The 3,038-nt window shown below is 72.7% G+C and carries 4 protein-coding genes; all 4 read right to left on the bottom strand.

The features are described 5' to 3' along the window. On the bottom strand, positions 1–1,091 hold a 1,091-nt coding region (gene proS / locus RIF68_RS32725), incomplete at its 3' end, for a proline--tRNA ligase (protein ID WP_309054999.1). Between the two features lie 70 nt (positions 1,092–1,161). Then, positions 1,162–1,725, bottom strand: a complete 564-nt coding sequence (locus tag RIF68_RS32720) for a GNAT family N-acetyltransferase (protein ID WP_309054998.1) — start codon at positions 1,723–1,725, stop codon at positions 1,162–1,164. A gap of 82 nt (positions 1,726–1,807) precedes the next feature. Further along, positions 1,808–2,653: a GNAT family N-acetyltransferase gene (locus tag RIF68_RS32715; protein WP_309054996.1), complete on the bottom strand. Its 846-nt coding sequence runs from the start codon at positions 2,651–2,653 to the stop codon at positions 1,808–1,810. A gap of 181 nt (positions 2,654–2,834) precedes the next feature. Beyond that, the coding region (locus RIF68_RS32710; RefSeq protein ID WP_309054994.1) for a flavodoxin-dependent (E)-4-hydroxy-3-methylbut-2-enyl-diphosphate synthase at positions 2,835–3,038 on the bottom strand (204 nt) is incomplete at its 5' end.

Raw genomic sequence — 3,038 nt, 5'->3', positions numbered from 1 at the left:
GCCCCGGTGATCCAGGCGGTGCCGGGCGCCACGCGCGGGTCGGCGAGGTACGTGACCTTCTCCAGGCCCTGCGGACCGACGTAGCCGCGGACCAGGTCGGCGCGCTCGGCGAAGTCGCTCTCCGTCACCATCTCGACCGTGGCGGGGGCGAAGTGCGCCTCCACCTTGCCGAGGTCGACCTCGCGGTCGCCGGGCACGCCCACGGCGACGATCTCGCCGTCCACCTTCACCAGCAGGTTCTTCAGCGTGGCGGAGGCCGGGACGCCGAGGGAGGCCGCGAGGGTCTCGATGGTCGGGGTGTCGGGGGTGGGGATCTCCTCGGCGGCGGGCACGGCGGCGGCGTCCACCGGCTTCAGCTCGAAGGAGACCGCCTCGGTGTTGGCGGCGAAGTCGCAGTTCGGGCAGTCGGCGAAGGTGTCCTCGCCGGCCTCGGCCGGAGCCAGGAACTCCTCCGACTTCGAGCCGCCCATCGCGCCCGCCGTCGCCGCGCAGATGCGGTAGTCGAGGCCGAGGCGCTCGAAGACCCGCTGGTAGGCCTCGCGGTGCAGGGCGTAGGACCGGGCCAGGCCCTCGTCCTCCAGGTCGAAGGAGTACGAGTCCTTCATCAGGAACTCGCGGCCGCGCAGGATGCCGGCGCGGGGGCGGGCCTCGTCACGGAACTTGGTCTGGATCTGGTAGAGGATCACCGGCAGGTCCTTGTAGGACGAGCACTGGTCCTTGACCAGCAGGGTGAAGATCTCCTCGTGGGTCGGGCCCAGGAGGTAGTCGCCGCCCTTGCGGTCCTGGAGACGGAACAGCTCGGCGCCGTACTCGTCCCAGCGGCCGGTCGCCTCGTAGGGCTCGCGGGGCAGCAGCGCCGGCAGGGAGACCTCCTGGGCGCCGATGGCGTCCATCTCCTCGCGGACGATGCGCTCGACGTTGGCGAGCACCTTCTTGCCGAGGGGCAGCCAGCTCCAGATGCCGGCGGCCGTGCGGCGGACGTAACCGGCGCGGACGAGGAGCTTGTGGCTGAGGACCTCGGCGTCCGCCGGGTCGTCGCGCAGCGTCTTCGCCATCAACTGGGACATGCGCTGGACCGGTGCCTTGGCCATGGTTCTCGTACTCCTGCCGGGGGAAGGGTGATGGCCCCGAGGTTATCCGGGCCGCCCCTGCTCGGAGAAATCAGTTCTCCGGCGTGCCCGCGCCCCCGCGCCTGAGGGGCAGCGGGGCGCCCATGACCGCGTACGGGCGGGCCGCGCTCGGGAAGTGGACCTGGCGGGCCAGGTCCGTGTAGCCGAGCGACCGGTAGAGGGCGCGCGCGGGGCTGTCCGTGTCGATCGCGGAGAGGATCGACCGCTCCTCCTCCGCCGTGTCCGTGATGGTCGTGATCAGCGCCCGGCCGACGCCCCGGCCCTGGAAGTCGGGGTGCACGTGCAGTTCCGTGATCACGAACGACCCGACCAGCCAGTCGGCGGTGCCCGTCGCCCGCAGGTACGGCTCCACCACCGTCGACCACCAGTGCGTCCGGTCGTTGGGCATCCCGTACACGAACCCGGCCAGCCGCCCGCCCGGCGTCAGCGCCCCGTACGCGCGGGCCCCCGGGCTCAGCAGATGGCGCAGCACGATGTGCCGGCGGACCGCCACCTCGTCGTCGTCGAGCCCGAACGCGACCGCCTGCACGGCGAGCGCCTCGTCCACCCGGGCGGCGAGGTTGACCGGAGCGATCTCGACCTGTGCGTCATCCATGCGGCGCACCCTACAAGCGCCCGCCGCCCCGGAACAGCAGCTCAGGGCAGCGGGGCCGGTCGCGCCCGGCCGGAACGGGCCGTCAGAACAGCACGCTCATGAAGGCGCCCGTCTCCCGGAAGCCGACACGGCGGTACGCGGCCCGGGCCGGGGCGTTGTAGTCGTTGACGTACAGGCTCACCACCGGCGCCACGTCGGCCAGCGCGTAGCGCAGCACCGCCGCCATGCCCGTCTCCGACAGGCCCCTCCCCCGGTGGGCGGGATCGACCCACACGCCCTGGATCTGGCAGGCCTGCCGGGTCGCCGCGCCGATCTCGGCCTTGAAGACGACCTTGCCGTCCTCGATCCGGGCGAAGGACCGGCCCGAACCGACCAGTTCCGCGACCCGCGCCTGATAGAGCAGTCCGCCGTCCCCGGCCATCGGGGAGACCCCGACCTCCTCGGTGAACATCGCGACGCACGCCGGCAGGATCACGTCCATCTCGTCCTTGCGGACCCGGCGCACGTACGGATCCGGTGCGACCTCCGCCGACGGCTCGTCCGTCACCATCAGCGGCTGGCACGGCCGGACGTCCCTCGCCGGGCCCCAGCTCGGTTCGAGGAGCCGCCACAGTTCACCGGTCGGACCCGCGGGGCCCACGATCGACGAGCACCGGCGGCCGACCCGGCGCGCCCGGTCGGCGAACGCCCGGACCGCCTCCGGAGTCGCGCAGATCGGCACCAGATTCGCGCCCGAATAGCAGAGCGACCGCAACCGGCCGTCCTGGTACCAGCCCCACATCTCCCCGCCCAGCCGCCACGGATCGAGACCCGCCACCTGGACGCGGGCGGCGACGAAGGCGTTCTCGACGGGGGCGCTCTCCAGAACGGCGAGCGCGGCGCCGATGTCGGCGGGCTCGAGGACCCGGGTGTGGGTTTGCGTCAGCACGTGGGGGCCTCACGGGACGGTTCTGCTGGTGCTCGCACTGTACCCCTTCCCCTTTTCCGGCGGGCTCGGTTCACCTCCGGGCACCGGGGGCCGTATGCCCGGGCCGCCCGGCCCCATGCACGGAACCCCTCCGGCCGGCGGGGGCGGAGGGGTTCCGGGGGGGCGGGGTGCCACAGGGGCGTCAGCCGGCGACGGCCACCGTCGGCTCGCCGCTCTCGATGCCGTCCTTCTCCATCTGCTCGGCGATCTTCAGCGCCTCCTCGATGAGGGTCTCCACGATCTTCGACTCGGGGACGGTCTTGATGACCTCGCCCTTCACGAAGATCTGGCCCTTGCCGTTGCCGGAGGCGACGCCGAGGTCGGCCTCGCGGGCCTCGCCCGGGCC

It is taken from the genome of Streptomyces sp., assembly GCF_031178505.1.
Taxonomy (GTDB): domain Bacteria; phylum Actinomycetota; class Actinomycetes; order Streptomycetales; family Streptomycetaceae; genus Streptomyces; species Streptomyces gulbargensis.
The sequence above is the reverse complement of the archived record's forward strand: the minus strand, read 5'-3'. Positions and strand labels throughout refer to the sequence as shown.